This window comes from Bradyrhizobium elkanii WSM2783, assembly GCF_000472865.1.
GTDB lineage: Bacteria > Pseudomonadota > Alphaproteobacteria > Rhizobiales > Xanthobacteraceae > Bradyrhizobium > Bradyrhizobium elkanii_A.
Genome location: NZ_AXAP01000037.1, coordinates 1 through 23,176 on the forward strand (window position 1 = coordinate 1; position 23,176 = coordinate 23,176).

Here is a 23,176-nt window from a genome sequence, read left to right on the forward strand (position 1 = left end):
CTCGGCACCAACGACAATGCTATCCGCCTGCAGGTGCTCGCTGCGATGATTGCCTACCTGTTGTTGCGCATCGCCGCGCGCGCCAACTGCGTCAAGATGCTCCCTCTCAGGCTGGCCGAACTGATCCGCCAGTTTCTGTTCACCCGTCGATCCCTGGCCGCGATCAACGAGCCGCCACCTATCAATCCCAGTAAGCCCAAATCGCGAACTTCCCCGAACCAATTGGCATTTTGCTATGGCTGATTTTCCCCGGACAGCCCTGCGCTTGCGGGGAGAGGTCGAATTCAAGCGGAGCTTGAATTTCGGGTGAGGGGGAGTCTCCGCGAGTCCGTCTGCCATTTTGTTCGCGGATAAAGCCCCTCACCCCAACCCTCTCCCCGTAAGAACGGGGAGAGGGAGAAAGAGACATTGCGCGTGCCAATTGCCGGCACGCGGAATTCTTGCGCGATTGCCTCATCTGGCGTGATTGGTATGGTGCGCGCGGTCGAAAAAACCAAAAAGGAAATAGACCGTGACAACTCGCAAATGTCTGGCGGGCGCTCTCGCCTCCGCCGCGCTCTCGATGCTGACGATGTCAGCTTCGCTCAGTGCCGAAACCACCATCAAGCTTGGAAACACCGCGCCCTACAGCGGGCCCGCATCGGCCTACAGCACCATCGCGCGCGCGGAAGCCGCGTATTTTCAGATGTTGAACGACCAGGGCGGCATCAACGGCCGCAAGATTGAATTCGACAGCCTGGACGATGCCTATTCGCCGTCGAAGACGGTGGAGCAGACACGCAAGCTCGTCGAACAGGATGAGGTGCTTGCGCTGTTCAGTTCCGTCGGCACCGCGCCCAACATCGCCGTTCAGAAATACCTGAACATCAAGCGCGTGCCGCAGCTCTTCGTCTCGTCGGGCGCGACGCGGTGGAACGATCCGAAACAGTTCCCCTGGACCGTCGGCTTCAATCCGACCTACGAACTCGAAGGCAGGCTCTACGCCAAGTACATTCTGCGGACCAAGCCGGACGCCAAGATCGCCGTGATCACGCCGAACGAGGACGCCGGCAAGGATTATCTGAGGGGTTTCAAGGAAGGGCTCGGCGAGCATGTCGGCCAGATCGTGTCGGAGACCACCTATCTGACCAGCGATCCGACCATCGATTCACAGATGGTGTCGATGCGCGAGTCCGGCGCAGACGTGTTCTTTGCCGAGGCGACGCCGAAGTTCGCGGCGCAAGCGCTGCGCAAGGCCGCCGGCATGGGCTGGAAGCCGCTGATCATCCTGCCGACCGTCTCCAATTCCGTATCCGCCGTGCTCGAACCTGCTGGTCTTGAGAACGCCGTCGGTGTTGTTACTGGCCTGTATCTGAAGGACCCGACTGATCCGCGCTGGGCTGACGATCCCGCGCAGAAGGAATTCTCGGCCTGGATGACGAAGTATCAGCCGAATGCCAGTCCCGGCGACCTCTTCAACGTGCAGGGCTATACGGTTGCAGGCGTGATGGCGGCGGTGCTGAAGAACTGCAAGGACGATCTCAGCCGCGACAACATCATCAAACAGGCCACCAACCTCAACGGCCTCGAACTGCCGATGCTGCTGCCGGGCATCAAGGTGACGACCGAGCCGACCAATGTCACGCCCATCCGGCAAATCCAGATGGCGCGCTTCGACGGCAAGTCATGGGTCCTGTTCGGCGACGTGCTCGGCGACAAGTGAGGGCGTGCAGGCTCCTTTCACCTCTCCCGCTTGCGGGAGAGGTCGGCGCATAGCGCCGGGTGAGGGCCCTCTCCACGTAATGACTCGTGGAGACACCCTCACCCCGCCCTCTTCCGCAAGCGGGAGAGGGGGCGCAGTTAACGCAGGCTGGCGTTGATCTTGTCCAGCGCGGCGGAGCCGGGGCAGAGCGCCTTCGCATCCAGCGTATTGAGCGGGGTGTCCACCGTGTTGAGATGGGCGTGCAAATCCTCGGCTTCCGGATCGACGTACAACAGCCCGGTGACGATCTGGCCCTTGGCGGCGTGCTTCTGCAGGAAGGTCATCGCGCCCACCCGGTCATGCGGATCGTAATCGGCATCGAGCTTGCGCAGCGCGATCCGCGAGCCGTCGTGCTGCTCGACCACCTGCACTGTGCCGGGCGCATAGTCGACGTGGATCGGCTCGCGGCCGACCAGCACGTCGAGCCGGTTCACGGCATCGTTGTGCTCGCGGACATAGTCGAAGCTCTTGGTCGAGCCGGCGTGATTGTTGAAGGCGATGCAGGGGCTGATGACGTCGATGAAGGACGCGCCCTTGTGCTGGATCGCGGCCGCGATCAGCGGCACGAGCTGGGTCTTGTCGCCGGAGAAGCTGCGCGCCACGAAGGTGGCCCCGAGCTGCAGCGCGATCGCGACCAGGTCGATCGCATTGTCGGTATTGACCACGCCCTTCTTGGACTTCGAGCCGCGGTCGGCGGTCGCCGAGAACTGACCCTTGGTCAGGCCGTAGACGCCATTGTTCTCGACGATATAGGTCATGTTGACGCCGCGGCGGATCGAATGCGCGAACTGGCCGAAGCCGATCGAGGCGCTGTCGCCGTCGCCGGAAACGCCGAGATAGATCAGGTCTCGGTTGGCGAGGTTGGCGCCGGTCAGCACCGACGGCATGCGGCCATGCACGGAGTTAAAGCCGTGTGAATTGCCGAGGAAATAGTCCGGCGTCTTCGACGAGCAGCCGATGCCGGAAATCTTCGCCACCCGGTGCGGCTCGATCGAGAGCTCGTAGCAGGCCTCGATGATCGAGGCTGTGATCGAGTCATGGCCGCAGCCGGCGCACAGCGTCGAGATCTTGCCCTCGTAGTCGCGGTGGGTATAGCCGAGCTCGTTCTTCTTGAGGCCGGGATGATGGAATTTCGGCTTTGCAATGTAGGTCATAACAACACCTGCGGTCCCCGCCGCGTCATGGCCGGGCTTGACCCGGCCATCCACGTACTGGTCAGGAGAAAGAAAGGCGTGGATGCCCGGGTCAAGCCCGGGCATGACGCCGGAGAGATGAAAGGAGAGGTCATGACACGGCCTTGCGCAGAGGGGTCACCTTGAGATGGTCCTGGTGGTCGCCAATCGCGTTCGCAATGAAGCGCGCGGTGATCGGCGTGCCGTCATAATGCAGGATCGGCACCAGCCGCACGGGATCGATGCCGTTCTCGTTGACGATCAATTGCCGGAGCTGCGCGTCGCGGTTCTGCTCGACGACGTAAACGAAATCGTGGTCGGCGATGAAGCTGGCGACGCTGGAGTGGAACGGGAAGGCGCGGATGCGCAGCCGGTCCAGATGATGGCCGCGCGCGTCCAGAATCTCGATCGCCTCGTCCATCGCCGGCGCGGTCGAGCCGAAATAGATCACGCCATATTTGGTCGGCTTGGCCGCATTGGCTTGCAGCGGCCGCGGCACCAGGTCCTGCGCGGTCTCGAACTTGCGCACCAGGCGCTGCATGTTGTCGGCGTAGACAGGGCCTTCCTCCGAATAGCGCGCATAGCGGTCGCGCGAGGTGCCGCGAGTGAAGTACGAGCCCTTGGTCGGGTGCGTGCCGGGATAGGTGCGGAAGGGAATGCCGTCGCCGTCGACATCGAGATAGCGGCCGAAATCGCGGCCTTCTTCCAGCATCTCCCTGGTCATCACCTTGCCGCGGTCATACTGCCGCGCGTCGTCCCAGCGCAGCGGCCGGCACAGCCGGTGGTTCATGCCGATATCGAGATCGAGCATCACGAAGATCACGGTCTGCAGCCGCTCGGCAAGATCGAAGGCGGTCGCGGCAAACTCGAATGCCTCCGCCGGATCTTCCGGGAACAGCAGCACATGCTTGGTGTCGCCATGCGAAGCATAGGCGCAGGCGATGATGTCGCATTGCTGAGTGCGCGTCGGCATGCCGGTCGAAGGACCGGCGCGCTGCACATTCATGATCACGGCCGGAATCTCGGCGAAGTAGGAGAGACCGATGAACTCCGTCATCAAGGAGATGCCGGGCCCGGAGGTCGTGGTGAAGGCGCGCGCGCCGTTCCATGAGGCGCCGATCACGATGCCGATCGAAGCAAGCTCGTCCTCGGCCTGCACGATCGCATATTTCGCCTGACCGGTCTCCGGATCGTGCCGCAGCTTCTTGCAGTGGTTGGTGAAGGCCTCGGCGAGCGAAGATGACGGCGTGATCGGATACCACGCGCAGACCGTGGCGCCGCCATAGACTGCGCCGAGCGCGGCGGCGCTGTTGCCTTCCAGAAAGATGCGATCGCCGACCTTGTCGGCCTTCTTGACCCTGAGCCCGATCGGGCATTTCAGGTTCTGCAGCGCCCAGTCGCGGCCGAGATGCAGCGCATGGACGTTGGAGGAGAGCAGCTTCTCCTTGCCCTTGTACTGCTCGCCGATCAGTTGCTCGATCAGCTTCGGATCCATCTCGAGCAGCGCGGACAGCGCGCCGAGATAGATGATGTTCTTGAACAGTTGGCGCTGGCGCGGATCGGTATAGGTCGAGTTGGTGATCGCGGTCAGCGGCACCCCGATCACGGTGATGTCGGCGCGGAATTTCGACGACGGCATCGGCTTGGTGGAATCGTAGAACAGATAGCCGCCGGGCTCGATCGAGGCGACATCCTTGTCCCAGGTCTGCGGGTTCATCGCCACCATCATGTCGACGCCGCCGCGGGCGCCGAGATGGCCGGCTTCTGTCACCCGCACTTCATACCACGTCGGCAGGCCCTGGATGTTGGAGGGGAAGATGTTGCGCGGTGACACCGGCACGCCGTGGCGCAGGATCGCACGCGCGAACAATTCGTTGGCGCTCGCCGAACCCGAGCCGTTGACGTTGGCGAAGCGGACGACGAAGTCGTTTACGCTGCTGATCGGGCTTTGGACTGACATGTTGATCCCGCGTGAACCATATCGATGAGGTATTTCTGCATGTCCCAGGCACCGGTCGGGCAGCGCTCGGCGCACAGCCCGCAATGCAGGCAGACGTCTTCGTCCTTCGCCATGATACGGCCGGTCTTCAGCCCGTCGGCGATATAGAGTGCCTGGTCGTGATGCGGCGAAGGCGCCTTCAGCCGCTGCCGCAGATCGTCTTCCTCGCCGTTCTCTGTGAAGGTGATGCAATCCATCGGGCAGATGTCGACGCAGGCGTCGCATTCGATGCAGAGCGGCGCGGTGAACACGGTCTGCACGTCGCAGTTCAGGCAGCGCTCGGCCTCGCCGAGTGCGAGCTTGAGGTCGTAGCCGAGCTCGACCTCGGCGCGGATGTCCTTCAGCGCGATCACCTTGTCGCGATGCGGCACCTTGAAGCGCTTGTCGGTGGAGATGTCGTTGTCGTAGCTCCACTCATGGATGCCCATCTTCTGCGAGGAGACGTGCACCTCGGGCAGCGGGCGCTCGTTGATGTCCTCGCCGGACAGCATCTTGTGGATCGACAGCGCGGCGTCATGGCCATGCGCCACCGCCCAGATGATGTTCTTCGGGCCGAATGCGGCATCGCCGCCGAAGAACACTTTTGGATTGGTCGAGGCGAAGGTCTTCGGATCGACCTTCGGCATGTGCCATTTGTCGAATTCGATGCCGCAATCGGCCTCGATCCAGGGGAAGGCGTTCTCCTGGCCGACCGCGACCAGCACGTCGTCGCAGGCCACGGTCTCATCGGGCTCGCCTGACGGCACCAGATTGCGCCGGCCCTTGGCGTCATATTCGGCCTTCACCTTCTGGAAGGTGACGCCGGTGAGCTTGCCGTTGTCGTGGATGAAGGCGACCGGCACCATGTAATTGAGGATCGGGATGTCCTCATGGAGCGCGTCTTCCTTCTCCCAGGGCGAGGCCTTCATCTCGTCGAAGCCGGAGCGGACGATCACTTTCACGTCCGCCCCGCCGAGGCGGCGCGCGGTGCGGCAGCAATCCATCGCCGTGTTGCCACCGCCGAGCACGATCACGCGGCGGCCGATTTTCTCGACATGGCCGAACGACACTGACGACAGCCACTCGATGCCGATGTGGATGTTGGCGGCTGCCTCCTTGCGGCCGGGAATGTCGAGCTCGCGGCCGCGCGGCGCACCGGAGCCGACGAAGATCGCGTCATAGTTCTCGGACAGCAGTTGCTTCAGGCTGTCGATGCGGTGGGCGCCCTTGAACTCGATGCCGAGGCCCAGGATGTAGTCGGTTTCCTCGTCGATCACCGAATCCGGCAGGCGGAATTTCGGGATCTGCGTCCGCATCATGCCGCCGGCCTTGGGATCCTGGTCGAACACGGTGCAGTGATAGCCAAGCGGGGCAAGGTCGCGCGCCACCGTGAGCGAAGCGGGGCCGCCGCCGATCAGCGCAATGCGCTTGCCGTTCTTCGGCCCGGGCCGTGGCAGGCGGTGCTTGATATCGTCCTTGAAGTCGGCTGCCACGCGCTTCAGGCGGCAGATCGCGACCGGATTTTCCTCGACGCGGCCGCGGCGGCAGGCCGGCTCGCATGGACGGTCGCACGTGCGCCCCAAAATGCCGGGGAACACGTTCGACTTCCAATTGATCATGTAGGCGTCGCTGTAACGCCCCTCGGCAATCAAACGGATATATTCGGGAACCGGTGTGTGTGCGGGGCAGGCCCATTGGCAGTCGACTACTTTGTGAAAGTAGTCCGGCGCGGAGATATCAGTCGGTTTCATTCCTACCTTATCCGCGCGGGACCCAAGTCGGAGCCCAAAGTCAGATGCGCGGCCTTATCTTTGCCTGCGAACGCCCAACGGACGGGCGTTCTTCTGGTTTTCCAATTGCATCATAGACGGCTCTTATTAGAGCCATTCCAGATCAGGCACACAAGCCAATTCTGCGCGACATCAGGCATTCGCGCGGTGCAGCACGCGCCTGCCGCTCAGCTCCATGAAGGCTTTATGCGGCGGTGCAACAATTCGTGACACCGCCGGCGCGGATCACGCGCGGGGCAGGTCGCTCTTGGCGAGGTCCCACATCAGCCGGTAAGTGCCGCTGGAGATCACCAGCGGCTTGCAGGCGGCGTTGTCGGTCACCAGCGCCAAGGCGGCCGGGACGGCCCTTACATCGGTGGCGTCAATCAGCACGAACCAGTCACCGGCGCCCGGCGCGGCATTCGATGCATCTGATGTCAGCGGTTTCGAAAGGGCAGGGTCGTTTTCGATCAAATGGATGGAGATGATCCCATCGAGCTTGGCGGGATCGAGCTGGTCGCGCAGCGCTTCGCGCAGTCTGTCTTTGCCTTCGCCGGGCGGACGAAGCCGGATGATGCCGAGCGCAGCGCCGCGGCCGGTGCCCCGGCTGATGGTGATGCGCGCGACGCCGCGGATCATGTTCTTGAAGCGCGCGATGTTGGCCTTGGACCATTCGGTCTGGTTGGCGAGTGCGGTGCGGTAGGCCGGGCTATCCAACACCTCGAAGGTCTCAGTCGAGTAGAGGCTGAGATATTTCGGCTTGCCCTCATGTGCGACGTAGCGACGCGCCTCCAGGAAGCCATCAATGGCGACGCGCTCCTCGAGATGCTCGCGGTCATACCAGCGATTGAAATCGGCCTCATCAGCGGGATCGATATCCATCGACGTCAGCAGCATGCCTTTTCCGGCCAGGGGCATTAGTGTTCTCCAGAAGTTTCCAACTGCGGAATTACTGTCCGCCTATTCAGCCGTTCGGTAGCCCTGCCTTGCGCATACCTTCGGCGATCCGTGCGCGCTGCGCGAGGCAGGTCGGGTTGTCCATTGGCGCGATGGCGAGGAAGTGGGAGAGCGTGAAATCGGGATCGAGGGCCAGTCCCGCCTGTACCGAAGCCTGTGCTTCCTCGATCCGCTCGAGATGTGCCAAGGCCGCGGCAAGGTAGAAGTGAACGAACGCGGCGACATTCCGGTTGGTCTCGATGGATCGCCTAAACCAGTAGGCAGCCGCTTCATCGGCTGCAAGATAGGACTGCGCGACACCCGCTGTATTCATCCAACTGAACGCTCGGTTGTCACGTGGCGAAAGCCGAAATGCTTCCATGACGTAGGCTTCAGTTTCTTCGGCTCGACCGAGATAACATTTGCCAAGCCCAATCCATGCGTAAGCTGTGGCCAGATTTCGATCCAGCGCCAAGGCCCACTCACATTCGGCGATGCCCTGAGCGGCACGCTTGGTAAAAATCTGGACGACGCCAAGAAGGCAATGCGCCATCGCGTGGTTGGGCACGGACGCCAGGACCTTGGTCAAAGACGTCTCGGCCGCCAGAAGGCGCGCGGTCCGGTCGCCGGTCTGCATGGACGTTCCCCGCATGGCATCGACAAACGCCATGCCAACCATTGCCTCAGCGTTGCCGGCATCCAGGCATAAGGCCTGTTCGAAGAACCTGCGCGCATGCGACAGGTTGGCCGGGTCCGATCCCCGGTTCACACACGCCATGCCCTGGAAATACAGGTCCATCGAATCCGGAAGCGGCGCCTGCGCCGCCCGCCGCGCCTCAGCCGTGACCAATTCCGTTCCAGGCTGATTGGCAAGACGCGCGCCGATTTCATCCTGCATGTCGAAGAGATCGGCGATCGGCTTGTCGAACCGTTCTGCCCACAGGTGATTGCCGGTCTCGGCATCAATGAGCTGAACGTTGATACGCATGCGGCTTCCATTACGCTGCACGGAACCCTCGAGGACATAGCGAACGCCGAGTTCTCGACCGATCTGCTTCAGATCGACATGCTTGCCCTTGTAGGTGAAAGCGGTGTTGCGGCCGATCACGAAGATCCCGACCATGCGCGACAGATCCGTGGTCAGGCTCTCGGTCACGCCGTCGACGAAATATTCCTGCTCGGGATCGGAGCTGAGATTGGTGAACGGCAGGACGACCAGCGAAGGTTTATCAGGAATGGCAAAGCCCGGTTTCGGCGAGCCGTCCGACACCGTTGCGCCCGCTGGCACAGCCGATTCGTGCACCGTGCCGATGAAACGGACACCCTTGCGCGGAAACGTTCTGATGAGTCGCTGTTCGTCCCCGGAGTCGCCAATCGCCCTGCGCGCAGCATTCAGGCGCGTGGTCAGGGCCACATCCGAAACGATGCGGCCTTGCCAGATGGCTTTGATGAGATCGTCCTTGCTGACGACGTGGTCCCGGTTGCCGATCAGATAGCCAAGCAAGTCGAATACTTTCGGCGCGACAGCGATGACATCCGCGCCGCGACGCAGCTCGCGCCGGGCGGTATCAAATGAAAAATCTTCAAAAATATAACGCAAGCGACTTCCCCGCACGGCGGCCAATCACGGAAGTTTATGCCCGAACGCAAGAGTAAGCCGACGATAAGGAAAAAGTAAGCCGGAGACCAAGCCTGTCCATCCTCGCCGTGGTACATCCAAAGGTAGAGTAAGCGCGGAATGAGATCAGGTTGGGAGACAGTTGATGATCACACGTCGTGACTTGTTGATCGTGTCGGCGGCCGGCGTCGCGTTCTCTGCCGCGGGTCTCGTGCAGCGTGCCATCGCACAACCATCGGCAAGAACCGTGCATATACTGACAGGCTTTACGCCGGGGTTGCAGGACGCCCTGGCAAGGCTCGTTGCCGGCCAGATGAAGGATTATGCGGAGACGATCGTGGTCGAGACCCGGCCAGGCGCCGCCGGCCGTGTCGCGGTCGAGGCGGTGAAGACGGCTGACGCCGACGGAACCGTCATGCTGTTCGCGCCGCTTGGATTCATGATGCTCTTTCCGCACGTCTACAAGACGCTCAGATATGAGCCGCGCGATTTCACGGCGGTGTCGACCGTCGCCTCGACCCCGACCTTGCTGACGGTCGGTCCGAAGGTGCCGGGTGAGGTGAAGACCCTTGCAGATTTCGTCGCCTGGTGCCGCGCCAACCCAAAGCAGGCCACCTACGGCACGGCGGGTGCCGGCACCACGCTGCATTTCCTTGGCGCGATGCTGGGCCGCACCGCGGGCTTCGATTTTCTTCATGTGCCCTATCAAGGCAATGGCGCGATCCAGGATTTGGTCAAAGGAGAGATCGCATCGGCCATTATGCCGGTCGGCAGCTCGCTCGGCCTTGTCCGATCCGGAGATCTTCGTGCGCTGGCGACCACCGGACCGCGCCACAGTCCGTTTCTTCCTGATGTGCCGACGGTGCGAGAACTCGGCTATCCCTCGCTTGAGGACCTCACATGGTATGGGTTTTTCGTTCCCGCGCAGACGTCGGCGGGTATTGTCGAGCGCCTCAACGGTTCCATCCAGGCTGCCCTCCGCATCGACGAGGTAAGGTCCGGCATGGCAAAGCTGGCAGTTGAGCCCGACGCGATCGCGATGGGCGACTTCGCCCGGCTGATCGCATCCGAATCCGAACGCTGGAAAGCGATCGTGCAAGCAACGGGATTCACTCCGACCAATTGAAGACTCCGACCGACTGCAGTCCCGGGCTCTCATCCTGTTGGAGGAACACATGAACGGATCAGAATCGATATTCGATCTCGTGCAGTCCCACCGCGTGACGGCGGCGATCTATGCCGCCGCCAAGCTCGACCTCGCGGAGGCGATCGGAGACGATGCAAAATCCATGGCCGAGCTTGCCCGGTTGGTGTCCGCCGACGAAAGCGCGCTGCGCAGGCTGCTCGTTGCGCTGACAACGATTGGGGTCTGCAACCGGGCAAGCGGGGACAGGTTTACGATCACCGACCTCGGCCGACAGCTTGATCGGAATGCCAATCCCTCTTTCAAGAACTGGGTTCTCTTCGAAGGCGAAGTCCTCGTGCGATCCTGGGCCGGCCTTGTCGATTCCGTTCGCTCCGGGAAGACCGCGACCGAGATGCGGGGAGAGGGACACGATCGCTATGCTGTGATGGGCAATTCGCCGGAAGTCGTCAGCCGGTTCAATGCCGCGATGGTCAGTCTGACGCGGAGCCTCGTTCCGAAGATCGTTCAGGCCTACGATTTCTCGACCTCGCGCGTCGTCATGGATCTCGGCGCCGGCTCAGGCGAGCTGATCGCCGGCGTGCTGCTGCATAATCCGCATCTCACGGGAATAGCGTGCGATCTTGTACGCTGCGAGAAGGAGGCGCGAGCGCATTTCAATCGGGTTGGCATCGCCGACCGCTGCCGGTTCGTTGCCGGCGATTTCTTCGCGGCGGTCCCGAGCGGCGCCGATACAATCCTGATGAAGAGCATCCTCCATAATTGGAGGGACGATCGGAGCGAGATCATACTGCGCAAGTGCCGGGATGCGCTTCCAGTGGGCGGCAAGCTGATCATCGTCGAGCGGATCATGCCAGAACGTCCGACGACATCAGCTCAAGACCGGGAGCGCGCCATGAGCGACCTTAACATGCTGCGGGAGCCGGGCGGCCTGGAGCGCACCGAAGCCCAGTACCGCACCCTTGCCGAGTCGGCCGGCTTCACCTTTGCGGGACTCTCCAGCGCTGGCTCGTTCAGCCTGATTCAGTTCGACAAGATCACGAACTGAGGTCGGTGCGGAAACTCCGAGTCTGGGTCAGCCGAGCCTCGGCCGACGTTAAAGTCTCGCGAGCCAAGCCTCCAGGCGGGTTGGTCCAAGCCGGGCTGTGCCGCTGGGCGTCAGCGAGGCATCGTCGATCGGCGCGCCATAATACTCTGCGGTTGGATCACCGAAAACGAGCCGGCTGTCGCCTGATGCCTTCAGGCGGCGCGCAACGAATTCATTGAAGGGCGCCTTCTCCGGGCCTGCAATATCGATCGTGGCGTTCAGCGGCTGCCCGACCGCGACCTCTGCGAGGCAGTCAACGACATCGTCGGCCGCGATCGGCTGGAACAGGGCCGACGGAACGACAATCCTGTTCCCGACCGCTCCGGTTTCGGCGATAGCGCTCAGGAATTCGAAGAACTGGGTCGCGCGGACGATGGAGTAGGGAACGCCGGACGATTTGATCAGTGTCTCCTGCGCGATCTTGGCACGAAAATAGGCGATATCCGGCGAGCGGTCGGTCCCGACAATCGATAGCGCGACGTGATGCGTCACGCCGGCCGCGGTTTCCGCAGCAACGAGATTGCGGGTGGAACGCTCGAAAAAGTCGAGCACTGCGGCAGGTTCCCAGGATGGCGAATTGGAAACGTCCACCACGACTTGCGCGCCGGTGAGCGCGGCCGCGAGCCCTTCTCCCGTCACCGCGTTCACACCCGACCGCGGAGAGGCCGGCACGGCCTCGTGTCCCTGTTGGCTGAGTTTTGCGACCAGCTTCGATCCGATTAGCCCGGTGCCGCCGATGACGATGATCTTCATGGCACTCTCCCTCAGCGTTTGACGAAGGCGAGTAGTTCCGGATTGACGACTGGGACGGCTCGCCAACAGGTGCAAATATCTCACGAGCCGCTACGTCCAGCAACTCTCGGGAGCGATGATGGAGGATCGCATGAAATGTGGTACTGCGAATGCTGAAAGGCTGAGAGCCGGAGTGGCGGCGGTTCGTGCCTCGGCGAGCAACGATGGAATACGAAGTCGCGATCAGTAGCTCAGGTGTGTTGGATACGCTCCGTGCGTTCGATCCCCATGTCGTCGGCACTCTTCCCTTGGCGATTTCCGTGCCGGGCAGCGATATCGACATCGTCTGTCACGCATTTGACCCGGCGGTCTTTGCCGAGGCGATCTGGAAACAATACCAATCCTGCGATGGCTTTCGTCTTTATCAGTGGACCTCCTCGGGACGACCGGTGGTCGCTCGCTTCGAATGGAGCGGGTGGCCCTTCGAGGTGTTCGGCGACACTCGGCCGGTGGATCAGCAGGACGGCTGGTTGCATTTCGAGATCGAAAGAAGATTGCTGGCGCTCGACGACGGACGCCTCCGCAAGGCCGTCCTTCAGCAAAGGTCGCTCGGGATCAAGACCGAGCCCGCCTTCGCAGCCGTTCTTGGGATAGCCGGCGATCCCTATCGCGGCTTGCTCGAACTCGCTTCCGAGACCGACGTTCAGTTGCGCGCTCGGCTGAACTCATTGTGAGGAATTGTCCGACGCGCCGCTCTGTTACCGCCGTAGCTCAAATTCCGTCGCCTTTGTCGGGCCGATGTCGCATGCTTCAATGACGGAGAATGGTAAGCAGGAGCAAGAAGTGCCCTACGCGGACGTTAACGGTCAGGGGCTCTATTACGAGGATACGGGCGGCGCTGGCCCGGCGATTGTCTTCTCGCACGGACTGTTGCTTGACGGCACCATGTTCTCGCCGCAGGTGATGGCGTTCCGGGACAGATACCGCTGCATCGTGTGGGACGAGCGCGGGCATGGGAAGACTGCCACGGAAACGTTGCCCGCCTTTTCGTACTACGATTCCGCAAACGATCTCTCCGCGCTTCTTTCGTTTCTCGGCATCGACAGCGCCATTCTCGTCGGCGTGTCTCAGGGTTCCTTCCTTGGCATGAGATGCGCCTTGATCAATCCCGAACGCGTCCGTGCCTTGGTCTTGATCGCAACGCAGGCGGGCGTAGATGATCCGAAAACACTCGCGAGCTATCGCGCGCTGCTCGGTGCATGGATCGCGGGCAAGCTGCCGGACGAAATCGCCACCACGGTCGAGCACATCATTTTCGGTCCCAACTGGCCTGGCGCCTCCGCATGGAGGGAAAAGTGGCGTGCCATGACCGCGCCAAATCTCTTGAGCTGTCTCGACACGCTCGCTCGCCGAGACGATATCAGCGACAAGATTTCCTCGATCCGCGTCCCCGCACTGGTCATCCATGGTGATGCCGATGCCGCCATTCCACTTTCGAGGGCGCAAGCCATGAAGGCAGCAATCCCCAATGCGGAACTGATCCTGATTGCGGGCGGTCACTCCGTCAACATGACGAACCCGGGACCCGTGAACGCAGCCATCACGGACTTCCTTGAACGACATCCTCTCGTCTCTTGAACGCTCCGGGCCCGCAAGGCCAGCCGCTCGGCGGGTTGGTACACAAGCCCGGCACACTCCGATACGAGCCTTTTCTTTTTTTGCTGCAGGCTCGACCGCGGGGGCGGTCGAGCCTTGATGTCCGAGTCCGTCTCAGACGAATAGGATGTCGTTAGTGTGAGCTGCCAGTTGGGCCACTGATACGCCTTGCAGCGTCAGATGGCCCGCATGTGCATCGACTACCACGTTGCCATGGCCATCATCATGAGAGGCATCTAGCACCGCAGCCGCCGTATCTGCGGCAAACATGCCCCGATCGAACTGGAGGAAGTCGTGAAGGACATCAAAGTGTTGAACCGTATTTACCCCGAACTTGTCGTGGAAGACAAAGGTGTCAGCCTCCAGGTTCGCCTGATCCCCTGCCATCTTGTCTGCGGTAACATTGACGGTGATTGCCTGAACGTCGGTGCCTCCGGGGTGACCGTCGGAGGCCTGGACCTGCACCTCGTAGGCGTTGTGCGGCTGCTTAGGCAAGGACGCGAAGGCGAGTACACCAGTATGACTGTCGAGGGTGAAGCTGCTCGCATCTGACCCACCAACGATGGAGTATGTGACGATGTCTCCATTATCGACGTCTTTGGCCTGGACCGTCGTGATCGCAGCATTGTGCACTCGAAGCCAGTAAGTTGCCTCGTCGCCCCCGCCACCGGTCTGAATTACAGGAGCATCGTTCTGACCGATCACGGTGATCGAGGCTGTCGCTGTCGAGCTTGCGCCGTGATTGTCGGTCACAGTGTAGGCGAAGGTGTCGGTCGCCGTCTGCCCGAGAGCCAGGAATTCAAATTGCCCGTTCGGGTCGTAACTGAACGTCCCGTCGTTGTTGTTTATGACGTTGCCTATGGTGCCGGCAGTGTTGATCGAAAAGCCGTGGGTATCGTCTCTATCGGGATCAGTGAAGTTGGCGGTCAGCGTGACGGCCGGTCCATCCTCGCTTACCCTATCTGCAATCGCAATTGCCGACGGAGCGTCGTTGACACCATTTATCGTCAATGCAAACGTGTTGTGCGTGGTGGTTATTCCGTCGCTTACATCGTAATTGAATGTTGCCGTATCCGTTTCCCCAGCAGACAACCCGTTGAACTTGGCGAAACCTGCAGGGGTAAGAGAAATTGTCGATCCCGATAGCGTGTAGTCGCTGCCCAGCAAGAGCGTTTGAGCAAGCGTGGATGTACTGACAGTCGTCACGCTGCTGGCCAGATTTTGCACAAACAGGGTATCATTTTCAGCGTCTGACGCCCCGGTGAGTAGGTTTTGGCTGAGGGTCGGCCCGTCCTCGCCCACCGTTGCTGTCAAAGCAGCCACAGCCGGTGCTGTCTCCACCACTTGCCAACCGATGACATCCATCTCTCTCAGGTCGGTAAGGCTAACGGCGTTCACCACACCAGATGGGCTGAAGGCGAGGAACGAGTCATTTCCCGCACTCGCTGCCCAATCGCCAAAGTCACCATTCGTTGCGGTATTAAAATTGTCTAGATTGGTCGTGCCGCCGTCGATCGAGAAATAACCCGCATTTGTTCCAACGAACTCACGCGTGCCCGCAGCCGAGAACTTAAAGAGATCGAGGGGATGATCGCCCGCGCCGGTTGCAACCGTGTTGCCGACGGCATTCAACTCTCGCCCCATGATTTCGGTGAACTCGTGTGCAACGACGCCGAAGAAGTCAAAGGCGCCTGCCGTGATGCCATCCGTACGGTCGTAATCGAAAGTCGCGGTGTTGCTGAAGCGGATGCTGCCATCGGAGGCTGAGCCGTTATTGGCGATCATGCCCAGGGCCATTTCCTCGGCAGGCGTCAAAGTCCAGCTGTGCGTCCCGGTGACCGGGTCAGAGGTCGGCAGGCTCGCTACTGCAGTGGCGTCGTCGGCGGACGTGCTGTCATTTACAAGAGCAGTTCTAATGGCAGTGAACGTCTGAGTGTCGAGGGAGTAGGAACTCGCCCCAAGCCCACCAATGTTCGCGAACGAAATGCTGATATCGATCGATGGGGGGTCGGTGAAATGGGCATTGAAGAAATTTGCGACCGCTTGAACCGCAGCTTGCTGCGTGGCGTTGACGCTGGAATCGAAGCTAACACTGAAGCTCATCTTAGCCTCCCTGTGCTAACGCGCTGAGATCCCGGGGCGCGCCCCGGTACACTCACACTGTACCTTTAGGAGACCAAAAGCGAGAGATCAGTGGGTCTTTGACATGGCGAGCGACTACAACTCGGGCCCGAGCTGGTTGCTTGCTAGCGCCTCAAGCCGTGCATTGCTCGCATCAGTGCGTTTAGGGGTGTCCACGCATCATTGCTGCGGTGCATGCGTCCGTTCCCCGCTGTGTCAATGACAAGCTACTCTAAGTGTTCGGCGTTGATCGGACCATTTGAACTTGTGCCGATGCGCCAAGCGGGCCTTCACAACGCTCGGCAGGGCGGTCGTTTGACCTGCGACCGCCGGCAATTCCGGATCGGGAGACGATCCGTCGGAATTGCTCCGGCGGATCATTCTCGACAAAACTCGAGCAGCGATCATTTGCGGCGGTACCGAAGCGCATCGACCAGCAGCGAGAACGCCGGCGATGGCTGCCTGCGGCTCGGGTAGTAGAGGTGATAGCCGGAGAAAGGCGGGCACCAGTCCGACAGGACGCGCACAAGCTGGCCGCTCGACAAATACGGCTGCACATGCCCCTCGGTCAGGTAGGCGAGCCCGAAGCCTTTCAAGGCGGCGCTAAGCAGCGCGCCGGCGCCATTGAAGACAAGCTGGCCCTCGACGCGCACATTCACTTCACGCCCGTTCTTCTCGAATTCCCAGGCATAGAGGCTCCCGCCATGGGTAGGCAGGCGCAGGTTGATGCAGTTGTGATGGGTCAGATCCTGCGGCGTCCGCGGCCGCTTCCGCTTGGAGAAGTAGGAGGGCGCGCCCACGACCGCCATGCGCAGGTCCGGCCCCACCCGGACAGCGATCATGTCCTTTGCCACCAATTCGCCCGGCCGAATCCCGGCGTCGTACTGGGCCGCGACGATGTTGGTGAGACCGTAGTCGATCAGCACCTCGACCTTGATATCCGGGTAGTGCGGCAGGATGTTCGCCAGGGCAGGCATCAGGATTGCGTCCGCGGCATGTTCCGTGGCGGTGATCCGGATCGTGCCTGCCGGCTTCTCGCGCAGTTCGCCCAAGGCCGCCAGCTCGACATCCATCTCGTCGAACTTGGGCCCGATCTTCAGGAACAGCCGTTCGCCGGCCTGAGTTGGTGTGACGCTCCGGGTCGTGCGGTTCAGCAACCTGACACCCAACCGCTCTTCCAGGCCGCGGACGATCTCGCTGAGGGTCGGTTGCGAGATTCCGAGCTTTGCCGCCGCCCGGGTGAAACTTCGCTCCCGCGCCACTGCCAGAAAGGCAAGTAGATCGCTCGCGTTCTCGCGGTCCATTTATAGGCCACTCCGATAAATCTGATCGGATTTTATCATCTAATCCTCGGATGCCCAAAGCGCTACGTTCGCCCGCGATCGTGACCCAGCCATCTGCTACCGAGGAGAGTTCTCCATGAGAGTGCTCGCAGCCGCCGCCGTCTCACTCTGTCTGATGGCGCAGGCTTCGGCCCAGACGTCCGCAACCAATGGAGCGAGAACGATGCCCACGCCCCAAGATATTCGGGCGGTCGCGCCCGCCCTCGAAAATTACGCGCAAGGCGTTGTGCTTGGCGATCTCTGGAAGAGGCCCGGCCTCTCGGCGCGGGATCGCAGCATCGTGACCGTCGCAGCCCTGATCGCCCGCGCCCAGACGGTCGAGCTGCCATACTATCTCGATCTCGCCATCGACAATGGCGTGAAGCCGTCGGAGCTGTCGGAAATCATCACGCATCTGGCGTTCTACACCGGCTGGGCGAATGCAACGAACGCGATTCCGGCCGCGCGCGAGGTCTTCAGGAGCCGCAACATCGGAGCCGATCAGCTCCCGCCGGCGTCCGGACCGCAACTCCCCCTCGACGAGGCCGCGGAGACGCAGCGGGCGACGCGCGTCGGGCAGCAGTTCGGCGAGATCACGCCCAGTCTTGTTCAGTACACGACCGACGTGCTGTTCCGCGATCTCTGGCTGAGACCGGGCCTTGCCCCTCGGGACCGCAGCCTCGTCACCGTAAGCGCCCTTGTGGCGACCGGACAGGTCGCGCAAATCACCTATCACCTGAACCGGGCGATGGATAACGGATTGACGCGGGAAGAGGCCGGAGAGGTGCTCGGCCATCTCGCCTTCTATGCCGGCTGGCCCAATGCGTTTTCCGCGGCGCCGGTGGTCAAGGACGTGATCGAGAAGCGGCCCCGTAGCAGATGATCGGGATGTACTCGCGTCGACGATTGTTCGCCGGCACCGCGGCCGGATTCGCGCTGACCGTGATCGGCCCGGCCGCAGCGGAGAAGTCGGCCGCCGAGCAAAGGAGTGGAGACATGGATATCGAGATCAAGCGAAATGGTTCGCGGCCCGCTGCCAAGGGCTCGCCGGACTGGTTCACCGGTTCGGTCCGCGTCGAGCCGTTGTTCCAGGCGCCTGATCCGGCGCGGGTCGGCGCCGGACAGGTCACCTTTGAGCCCGGCGCCCGAACCGTCTGGCACACCCATCCGCTCGGCCAGACATTGATCATCACCTCGGGACTGGGATGGGTGCAGCGCGACGGCGGACCGATCGAGGAGGTGCGGCCGGGCGACGTGGTGTGGTTCCCGCCAGGCCTGAGGCACTGGCATGGAGCGACGCCGACCACGGCAATGACCCACATCGCCATCCAGGAATCGCTCGATGGCAAGAACGTCGACTGGATGGAGAAGGTCAGCGACGAGCAGTACCGCAAGTGACCAAGCGGCGACTGGATGGAGAGAGCGAATGAAGCCCTACGTCATCTGCCACATGGCGGCGAGCATCGATGGCCGCACGCTTCCCAGCCGTTGGAGTCCTGAGGCCAGCGCGTCGCCAGGGCTGTTCGACCGATTGCACGAAGAGATCGGAGGCGACGCTTGGCTGGTCGGACGCACAACCGGTCAGGAATATGCCAAGGGCAGCAATTATCCCTCGTCCACAAAGGATGTCTTCCCGCGCGAGCCCTGGCTCGCGCATCGCGACAAGGCCTACGGCATCGTGCTGGACGCGCACGGCAAGATCGTGTGGGGCCGCTCGGACATCGGCAATGATCCCATCGTCGTCGTGCTGACGGAGGAGGTCTCGGATGCACATTTGGCGGGACTTCGCAGCGAGGGGATCTCCTACGTCTTCGGCGGAAAGCAACAACTCGATCTGCCGCTGACGTTGGACGTCCTGAACCGCGAACTCAGTGTGAAACGTCTGTTGCTGGAAGGCGGCGGCGTCACCAACGGTGCCTTCCTGCGGGCAGGGCTCGTCGACGAGGTGAGCCTGATCCTGTTTCCGACGGTAGACGGAGCGACAGGCGCGCCGGCCGTGTTCGACTCGCTGGAGAAGGAGCAGGGACGATCGGCGCCCGTCCGATCGATGACTCTCGAGAGCCATCAGGTGCTCGAGGGCGGCATCGTCTGGCTGCGCTACAAGCTGCAGAATGAATGATCCAAGCGCCTGCATCTCAATCGGCCTTGAACGGGCCGCCCGTCCTCTACACAAGCACCAACGGAGGAAGTTCAGTGTATCTGTCTTTCAAGAACCAGGTCGCGCTGATCACAGGCGCTGCATCCGGCATGGGTTTGGCCACCGCCAGAGCTTTCGCGGAGGCCGGCGCGGCCGTCGCGCTCGTCGATGTACGCGAAGACGCCGTACAGCAAGCCACCGAAGAGCTGGTGGCGGCCGGCCATAAGGCGATTGGGATTCAGTGCAACGTTGCCGACGAAGGCGATGTCGCCGCAGCGATCGAGCGGACTGTGTCCGATCTCGGAAGGCTGGATGCCGCGTTCAACAATGCCGGCGTGCAGTCGCCTGCGATCGAGACTGCCGACGTCTCGGGCGAAGAATTCGATCGGGTCAATGCCATCAATTTACGCGGCGTCTGGACCTGTATGAAGCATGAGCTCAACCACATGCGAGAGCAGGGCAGCGGCGCCATCGTCAATTGCTCGTCCATTGGCGGCCTGATAGGTCTGCCAGGGCGTGCGGCTTACCACGCCACCAAACATGGAGTGATTGGGCTGACCAGGAGTGCTGCGCTCGAATATGCAGCGCGCGGCATTCGCATCAACGCGGTGTGCCCAGGCACCATCGACACACCCATGGTTTCCGAGATGCTCTCCAAAGAGCCGGAAGCGATGAAGGAAATCCTGCGGGATCAACCGATCGGTCGGCTTGGCCGCCCCGATGAGATCGCGTCTGCCGTACTCTGGCTGTGCAGCCCCGGCGCAAGTTTCGTGATCGGGCATGCGCTCGTGGTGGATGGCGGGTTTACCGCCCACTGAACGCGACCAGCGGAAGACGCCTCACAGACGGTAGGTCCCGGTCACTTCATCGTAATGGTGATGCGGGCCAGGCTGGCCGAGAGCTCCACGCCCAACCTCGGTCCGCTAAGCACCAGGACGACGCCATTCGCATTCTGCAAGCGCACAGCGCCGGCTCCGGCCACGAGAGCACCTCCGGCTCCGACCGCTGTGTAGGTGCCTGCCAGATCGCCGGGATTGTGCAGGTTCTGGGCCTGCCCGACGAACTCATCAATTGACAGCGCAAGCGTCGCGCCAAAACTCGCGCCCGAAACGTCGAAGGGATATTTTTTGCCGTGGAATGTCAGCACGCCTGTACCATTGCCGACGGCGGCGATGATTCCGGCCTTGGAGAAGAGGACATGTACGCTGCCAGTGTCCGCCGGTGACGGACTGGTCGTTACCGTCCACGCGGCGAATGCCATCAGGCCGGATGCAATTGCACTGCGAAGGTCGCGCATAAGACCCTGGTCCCCGTGTTTTGAACGAGCTCAGGTCGAATCCCGAGCTTGAAACGAGAGACAATCCTGATCAGGCGCAAGAACGCTTGAGTTAGATCAAGGCAGCTTTTGTCCCGAAATCCTGACCCGAGGGATGAAACCATGCTCAGCACTGACGGCTTCGAACGCCCGGGGGCGACCAAGGATTGCGATTGAGAGCGTCCTGTTGTGGCCGCAGGCCGCAGAACGCACGTGCAACAAGAGATCGCGATTAAGCGGCAAAGACTGCAGTAGTTCGCTCCAGTGGCACCCTTGCGTGTATTCACGGTTTCGTGCAATCTTTGTTAAGAAAATTATTGTGCCGTCGATCAGTGGGACTTTTCATCTCTCCGACGTGCCGATCGCCTACGTCCAGATCTTTCTAGAACTCAACGTAGGGTGACATTGCCATGAAAATCGGCCTTGCCTTGTCTGGCGGGGGCTTTAGGGCTTCATTGTTTCATCTCGGAGTCATTCGAAGGCTGGCAGCCGAAGGTCGGCTAGCCGAAGTAGCCCGTATCGCAAGTGTGTCCGGCGGAAGCATCACGGCCGCTCATCTTTTGGCGAACTGGGACAAGTATAACTCGACCTGTGAAGACTTCGATAGGACTGCGGGGGAGCTGATTTCCCTCACAAAGATGGATATCCGAGGCCGCATCCAAAGGAGGCTTCCCTTCTTGTGGTTATTGGCTCTAGTGCCTTCCGAGCCGATGGCGGATCTCGCCCACCCATTTGCTAGCCAAATATTACGATCGATACCTATTTCATGGAGCATATGTTGCTGATATCGGAGGTTCAGATCGACCTACGCTTCTAGTCCTAAGCACCAATTTATCTCTGCCAGGACTCACATGTTTCGGTCATGAAAATCTGCTGAACATCCCATTTGATCAATCGAAGATCCCTCCGATTAAGACCAGACTTAATCCGCTGGCTCAGATCGTAGCGGCCTCGTCTGCCTTTCCCGCATTTTTTCCGCCAATGTCGCTTGGCGACAAAGATATTGGCGCTCGCGAAGGTTCGATGGGCAAGGGACAATATTTCACTGATGCAGGTGTTTTTGACAATCTCGGCTTGTACGGATTGAAGAGTGGGGCGCCCGATCAACTCGACCGCATCTATGCGAGTGACGCAGGCCGCTCGTTCGTTCCCCAAAAAGAAACTGACTTCGGCATTTTGCGAACGGCGCTACGCGCGGTTGACATATTCATGTTTCGAATTCGGCAATTGGATCTTGCCGGGGCTGCAAATGCAGAGCCCGCAACCTTGATTTCAATTTCTCATGAAACTGATGCTGCTGGAGCATCGGCAAAGGCCATCCAATCGCAGCTCGAAAACGTACGCACCGACCTCGATAAATTCTCCGACTTGGAAATAGAGGAATTGATCAGGCAAGGTTACTACCTAACCGCGAAGGCGCTCGCTTCAGAGCAGGGCCTTTCAGTGCCCAAGGCAATACCAGAATGGGATATACCGACAAAGGCAACGAAGATTCTGCAAAGTGACCTAGCGCGGAAGTTACAGAATAGCTCTAAAAGGCAGTGGCGCCTGTTCTCCGCTCTCGACTGGGTCAGCTGGGCGCAGCTTGCCATGATCGCATTGCTGTTCGCGGCATTGGCGGAACTTAAGGGACCCATTGTTGAACGAATCAACAGTGTGATCGCAGGTATAAAAGCCTACCCGGTGACTAGAATCGACCCGCCGGAATGGAAAGACTCGCCCGTTGCAATAGAAACCGTGAAAGAACTTACGCAACCTACAAACAGCGGTTTCGAAATCGTGAGCGACGACAGGGTATGGGATTTGCGCGGACTTCATGCAAACCGCCTGTCAGGCGGAGGGATAGAAGTTGTTGGTCCGGCGATTTTGACGAGAATCTCCAGACTGATAAGGCGCGACGCAAGCGCGACACAATATAGGTACCTCTTTCAAACCGCCGCTAAGAAGTTCTTTGCTCGGTCTCCCCAAACAAACGAAACAGTCAAGCTATTGCAATCCGAACCGAAGACGGTGAGCGGGAGCAATGTCTCCTTAACTTCCTACGAGCTTCAACTCGACGTTTCGCAAATTGAATTAAACAAAGAATTCGGACTTCAAGCCCAGGCAAAAACGATCGATGCGCCATGGGATCGAAATAACACCTGGCTCGGGATGCGCTTTACTGACCCTACGCCGGCGGCATCAATACGCATCATCTTTCCCAGAAGCCTTCCCTACAAGGATCCAGTGTTCTTGAAATATCCAAATGATAGTACGCTTGTTGCCCGGTCGACGGATGGGATCATGCTTGAAAGCGGCGAAGAAAAGGAGCTGCTATGGAGAGTTGACCGCCCACAGCCTGGAATGACCTACAGAGTTCAATGGGATTGGGAATAGGAACTTGCCGGGGACGCCGCTCGTCGGAGTTGCACCGCACGCCGGATCCAGAAGTCGGGGTCGTCTGCTAGT

20 protein-coding genes and 1 pseudogene are annotated in these 23,176 nt (G+C 60.8%); 12 read left to right on the forward strand and 9 right to left on the reverse strand.

From position 1 onward, the window contains the following. Together YY7_RS62080 and YY7_RS0127730 are read left to right on the forward strand one after the other, a co-directional pair. Positions 1-243 (forward strand): annotated as a pseudogene (locus YY7_RS62080) (IS4 family transposase); the annotation flags it as partial. Positions 244-511: 268 nt separating this feature from the next. After that, complete coding sequence (locus tag YY7_RS0127730; RefSeq protein WP_028166055.1) at positions 512-1,702, forward strand: ABC transporter substrate-binding protein; 1,191 nt, start codon at positions 512-514, stop codon at positions 1,700-1,702. 137 nt (positions 1,703-1,839) lie between these two features. Here YY7_RS0127730 and YY7_RS0127735 read toward each other — a convergent pair whose 3' ends face one another. The 5 genes from YY7_RS0127735 to YY7_RS0127755 all read right to left on the reverse strand — a co-directional run bounded on the left by YY7_RS0127735 (position 1,840) and on the right by YY7_RS0127755 (position 9,196). Beyond that, positions 1,840-2,895, reverse strand: coding sequence for a 2-oxoacid:ferredoxin oxidoreductase subunit beta (locus YY7_RS0127735; RefSeq protein ID WP_028166056.1), 1,056 nt, complete (start codon positions 2,893-2,895; stop codon positions 1,840-1,842). Between the two features lie 130 nt (positions 2,896-3,025). Further along, the gene (locus YY7_RS0127740; RefSeq protein ID WP_028166057.1) at positions 3,026-4,873 is read right to left on the reverse strand and encodes a 2-oxoacid:acceptor oxidoreductase subunit alpha; all 1,848 of its coding nucleotides are present in this window, start codon (positions 4,871-4,873) and stop codon (positions 3,026-3,028) included. Next, positions 4,843-6,642: an FAD-dependent oxidoreductase gene (locus YY7_RS0127745; protein ID WP_028166058.1), complete on the reverse strand. Its 1,800-nt coding sequence runs from the start codon at positions 6,640-6,642 to the stop codon at positions 4,843-4,845. Before YY7_RS0127745 ends, YY7_RS0127740 begins: the two co-directional genes overlap by 31 nt. Before the next feature lie 264 nt (positions 6,643-6,906). Further along, positions 6,907-7,578 carry a DUF4286 family protein gene (locus YY7_RS0127750; protein ID WP_028166059.1) on the reverse strand — a complete coding sequence of 224 codons (672 nt, stop codon included), beginning with the start codon at positions 7,576-7,578 and terminating at the stop codon, positions 6,907-6,909. Between the two features lie 46 nt (positions 7,579-7,624). Next, positions 7,625-9,196: a winged helix-turn-helix domain-containing tetratricopeptide repeat protein gene (locus tag YY7_RS0127755; protein ID WP_028166060.1), complete on the reverse strand. Its 1,572-nt coding sequence runs from the start codon at positions 9,194-9,196 to the stop codon at positions 7,625-7,627. Between the two features lie 163 nt (positions 9,197-9,359). Between YY7_RS0127755 and YY7_RS0127760 the strand changes: the two genes are divergently transcribed. Together YY7_RS0127760 and YY7_RS0127765 are read left to right on the forward strand one after the other, a co-directional pair. Continuing rightward, positions 9,360-10,340 (forward strand): Bug family tripartite tricarboxylate transporter substrate binding protein, encoded by a 981-nt coding sequence (locus YY7_RS0127760; protein ID WP_028166061.1) that lies wholly within the window; start codon positions 9,360-9,362, stop codon positions 10,338-10,340. 49 nt (positions 10,341-10,389) lie between these two features. Further along, a complete protein-coding gene (locus YY7_RS0127765; RefSeq protein ID WP_028166062.1) occupies positions 10,390-11,406 on the forward strand; it encodes a methyltransferase in 1,017 nt (338 codons plus the stop codon). A 48-nt stretch (positions 11,407-11,454) separates the two neighbouring features. Here the strand turns inward: YY7_RS0127765 and YY7_RS0127770 are convergent, their stop codons facing one another. After that, positions 11,455-12,198 carry an SDR family oxidoreductase gene (locus tag YY7_RS0127770; RefSeq protein ID WP_028166063.1) on the reverse strand — a complete coding sequence of 248 codons (744 nt, stop codon included), beginning with the start codon at positions 12,196-12,198 and terminating at the stop codon, positions 11,455-11,457. Between the two features lie 203 nt (positions 12,199-12,401). Between YY7_RS0127770 and YY7_RS0127775 the strand changes: the two genes are divergently transcribed. Both YY7_RS0127775 and YY7_RS0127780 read left to right on the forward strand, forming a co-directional pair. Beyond that, positions 12,402-12,911 (forward strand): DUF4269 domain-containing protein, encoded by a 510-nt coding sequence (locus YY7_RS0127775; RefSeq protein WP_028166064.1) that lies wholly within the window; start codon positions 12,402-12,404, stop codon positions 12,909-12,911. A gap of 109 nt (positions 12,912-13,020) precedes the next feature. Beyond that, positions 13,021-13,815 carry an alpha/beta fold hydrolase gene (locus YY7_RS0127780; protein WP_028166065.1) on the forward strand — a complete coding sequence of 265 codons (795 nt, stop codon included), beginning with the start codon at positions 13,021-13,023 and terminating at the stop codon, positions 13,813-13,815. 132 nt (positions 13,816-13,947) lie between these two features. Here YY7_RS0127780 and YY7_RS0127785 read toward each other — a convergent pair whose 3' ends face one another. Both YY7_RS0127785 and YY7_RS0127790 read right to left on the reverse strand, forming a co-directional pair. Further along, entirely contained in the window at positions 13,948-15,936 is a 1,989-nt protein-coding gene (locus YY7_RS0127785; RefSeq protein WP_028166066.1) for an NF038122 family metalloprotease, read from the reverse strand. 422 nt (positions 15,937-16,358) lie between these two features. Then, positions 16,359-17,258 (reverse strand): LysR family transcriptional regulator, encoded by a 900-nt coding sequence (locus tag YY7_RS0127790; RefSeq protein WP_028166067.1) that lies wholly within the window; start codon positions 17,256-17,258, stop codon positions 16,359-16,361. Between the two features lie 115 nt (positions 17,259-17,373). Between YY7_RS0127790 and YY7_RS0127795 the strand changes: the two genes are divergently transcribed. The 4 genes from YY7_RS0127795 (at position 17,374) to YY7_RS0127810 (ending at position 20,231) form a co-directional block, all read left to right on the forward strand. Next, complete coding sequence (locus YY7_RS0127795; RefSeq protein ID WP_028166068.1) at positions 17,374-18,159, forward strand: carboxymuconolactone decarboxylase family protein; 786 nt, start codon at positions 17,374-17,376, stop codon at positions 18,157-18,159. A 119-nt stretch (positions 18,160-18,278) separates the two neighbouring features. Further along, positions 18,279-18,674 (forward strand): (R)-mandelonitrile lyase, encoded by a 396-nt coding sequence (locus YY7_RS53090; RefSeq protein WP_035691105.1) that lies wholly within the window; start codon positions 18,279-18,281, stop codon positions 18,672-18,674. A gap of 28 nt (positions 18,675-18,702) precedes the next feature. Continuing rightward, positions 18,703-19,395, forward strand: a complete 693-nt coding sequence (locus YY7_RS0127805) for a RibD family protein (RefSeq protein ID WP_028166070.1) — start codon at positions 18,703-18,705, stop codon at positions 19,393-19,395. A 74-nt stretch (positions 19,396-19,469) separates the two neighbouring features. Beyond that, positions 19,470-20,231 (forward strand): SDR family oxidoreductase, encoded by a 762-nt coding sequence (locus tag YY7_RS0127810; RefSeq protein ID WP_028166071.1) that lies wholly within the window; start codon positions 19,470-19,472, stop codon positions 20,229-20,231. Between the two features lie 41 nt (positions 20,232-20,272). Here YY7_RS0127810 and YY7_RS0127815 read toward each other — a convergent pair whose 3' ends face one another. Beyond that, positions 20,273-20,710, reverse strand: coding sequence for a hypothetical protein (locus YY7_RS0127815; RefSeq protein ID WP_028166072.1), 438 nt, complete (start codon positions 20,708-20,710; stop codon positions 20,273-20,275). Positions 20,711-21,138: 428 nt separating this feature from the next. Between YY7_RS0127815 and YY7_RS0127820 the strand changes: the two genes are divergently transcribed. Together YY7_RS0127820 and YY7_RS0127825 are read left to right on the forward strand one after the other, a co-directional pair. Beyond that, complete coding sequence (locus YY7_RS0127820; protein WP_028166073.1) at positions 21,139-21,513, forward strand: patatin-like phospholipase family protein; 375 nt, start codon at positions 21,139-21,141, stop codon at positions 21,511-21,513. A 196-nt stretch (positions 21,514-21,709) separates the two neighbouring features. Further along, the gene (locus YY7_RS0127825) at positions 21,710-23,104 is read left to right on the forward strand and encodes a hypothetical protein (protein ID WP_028166074.1); all 1,395 of its coding nucleotides are present in this window, start codon (positions 21,710-21,712) and stop codon (positions 23,102-23,104) included. Positions 23,105-23,176 lie beyond the last annotated feature (72 nt).

Excerpts from the sequence above, each read along its gene's own strand:
- YY7_RS0127795 (WP_028166068.1), top strand. The coding sequence starts at position 17,374 with ATGAGAGTGCTCGCAGCCGCCGCCGTCTCACTCTGTCTGATGGCGCAG.
- YY7_RS0127820 (WP_028166073.1), top strand. The coding sequence starts at position 21,139 with ATGAAAATCGGCCTTGCCTTGTCTGGCGGGGGCTTTAGGGCTTCATTG.
- YY7_RS0127765 (WP_028166062.1), top strand. The coding sequence starts at position 10,390 with ATGAACGGATCAGAATCGATATTCGATCTCGTGCAGTCCCACCGCGTG.
- YY7_RS0127760 (WP_028166061.1), top strand. The coding sequence starts at position 9,360 with ATGATCACACGTCGTGACTTGTTGATCGTGTCGGCGGCCGGCGTCGCG.
- YY7_RS0127770 (WP_028166063.1), bottom strand. The coding sequence starts at position 12,198 with ATGAAGATCATCGTCATCGGCGGCACCGGGCTAATCGGATCGAAGCTG.
- YY7_RS0127785 (WP_028166066.1), bottom strand. The coding sequence starts at position 15,936 with ATGAGCTTCAGTGTTAGCTTCGATTCCAGCGTCAACGCCACGCAGCAA.
- YY7_RS0127805 (WP_028166070.1), top strand. The coding sequence starts at position 18,703 with ATGAAGCCCTACGTCATCTGCCACATGGCGGCGAGCATCGATGGCCGC.
- YY7_RS0127825 (WP_028166074.1), top strand. The coding sequence starts at position 21,710 with ATGTCGCTTGGCGACAAAGATATTGGCGCTCGCGAAGGTTCGATGGGC.
- YY7_RS0127790 (WP_028166067.1), bottom strand. The coding sequence starts at position 17,258 with ATGGACCGCGAGAACGCGAGCGATCTACTTGCCTTTCTGGCAGTGGCG.
- YY7_RS0127750 (WP_028166059.1), bottom strand. The coding sequence starts at position 7,578 with ATGCCCCTGGCCGGAAAAGGCATGCTGCTGACGTCGATGGATATCGAT.
- YY7_RS0127745 (WP_028166058.1), bottom strand. The coding sequence starts at position 6,642 with ATGAAACCGACTGATATCTCCGCGCCGGACTACTTTCACAAAGTAGTC.
- YY7_RS0127740 (WP_028166057.1), bottom strand. The coding sequence starts at position 4,873 with ATGTCAGTCCAAAGCCCGATCAGCAGCGTAAACGACTTCGTCGTCCGC.
- YY7_RS0127735 (WP_028166056.1), bottom strand. The coding sequence starts at position 2,895 with ATGACCTACATTGCAAAGCCGAAATTCCATCATCCCGGCCTCAAGAAG.
- YY7_RS0127775 (WP_028166064.1), top strand. The coding sequence starts at position 12,402 with ATGGAATACGAAGTCGCGATCAGTAGCTCAGGTGTGTTGGATACGCTC.
- YY7_RS0127815 (WP_028166072.1), bottom strand. The coding sequence starts at position 20,710 with ATGCGCGACCTTCGCAGTGCAATTGCATCCGGCCTGATGGCATTCGCC.